Annotated in this window: 2 protein-coding genes; both read left to right on the top strand. The window is 41.6% G+C overall.

Annotated elements, in window-relative coordinates; genetic code table 11:
• The first annotated feature begins 101 nt into the window (after window positions 1-101).
• A complete protein-coding gene (locus tag KXD93_RS30520; RefSeq protein ID WP_258141352.1) occupies window positions 102-542 on the top strand; it encodes a lysozyme in 441 nt (146 codons plus the stop codon).
• 17 nt (window positions 543-559) lie between these two features.
• On the top strand, window positions 560-952 hold the full coding sequence (locus tag KXD93_RS30515) for a lysozyme inhibitor LprI family protein (protein ID WP_258141351.1): 393 nt from the start codon (window positions 560-562) through the stop codon (window positions 950-952).
• Window positions 953-1,290 lie beyond the last annotated feature (338 nt).

Here is a 1,290-nt window from a genome sequence, read left to right as displayed (position 1 = left end):
GGCGGCTACAAACCATGGGCATTGCGGAATGGTCACGAGTACCCCACCTCTAAAGGCCGGCGCTGCATACTCGCGCCAAAGGGGGGGCTAAGCAGGGGAGCATGAGTGTAAGTGCTGCTGGATTGAAACTCCTACAGTATCATGAATTATGGGTTGGTGGCGATGTTTATACAGACCCTCAGGGCCATAAGACCATAGGCTACGGGCATAAAGTTCAACCAGGCGAGAGTTGGGGGCATATTACTCACGCACAAGGGCTTGCTCTCTTGGCTAAGGACGCCCAAAGTGCGGCTAATATTGTAAACAAGTACATTACAGTAAAATTGAGCCAGACACAATTTGATGCTTTAGTTGATTTCGAGTTTCCCTTAGGCCCTAATCGTTTCCCTAATACAGATTTAATACATGACATTAATCGAGGACGACTTGATCTTGTTACTCATGACTTTATGCAATGGACAGATCATGGAGCTGGGTATGCGATTAGAAGAGAACAAGATGACTATACGTTGTTTAATACCGGGGTTTATACTTATCGTTAAATTAAATAAATATTAAGATGAAAAAAAACATATTATTTATTGCATTATTCTTCATCAGCTTTAATGCAGTCTGTCAAATTAAACAAGATTCAACTTGTTCAGGAGCGTCTTCCAAAATTGAATATTATAAATGTCTTTCTAAGCAATATATTAATAGAGATAACCAATTAAATAAGGTTTATAAATCTGTTTTAGATATGCTCGTCAACAAAAAGCTTTTGAATTCTATCAACGCGTTAAAGGAGTCTCAACGAAGTTGGATTGTTTTTAGAGATAAGTACCGTAAAGTATATGAACATTTATATACAGGGGGGACGATGATGCCTATCTCAGTACTTGAATGCGAGATAAAAACGACCAATTATAGAATTGAAGAGCTAAATGAATTATATAACGACTTAAATAGGTAGTGGCCAACAACCGATAAGTTATAATGACCCGTTGGGGGATTATCAGCTTCCCGCTACAGGCAGTGTCAGAGGTGATTTACGCGGAGGCATGTTTGGTGATCCATACATGGGTGCGCCGATTGGAGCCAGATCCCCAGCTACCGCAAGCGTTTTTCCGCTGCCGCAAGGCTCCTGCCTTGTGGCCCGCGTTTAGATAGCCAACATGCTATGTTGAAAAATGCTGTGAAACGCAAAAATAGAAGTTCATGGTTGCCAAAATGATACGTTAGCGATAGAAACGGATACCGGCCATGAATCAGTCGGCAGTTTGTAGTGAGCAGTTGGCAGTGGCTTAGCAA

It is taken from the genome of Mucilaginibacter phenanthrenivorans, from assembly GCF_024721155.1.
Classification (GTDB): Bacteria; Bacteroidota; Bacteroidia; order Sphingobacteriales; family Sphingobacteriaceae; genus Mucilaginibacter; species Mucilaginibacter phenanthrenivorans.
The sequence above is the reverse complement of the archived record's forward strand: the minus strand, read 5'-3'. Positions and strand labels throughout refer to the sequence as shown.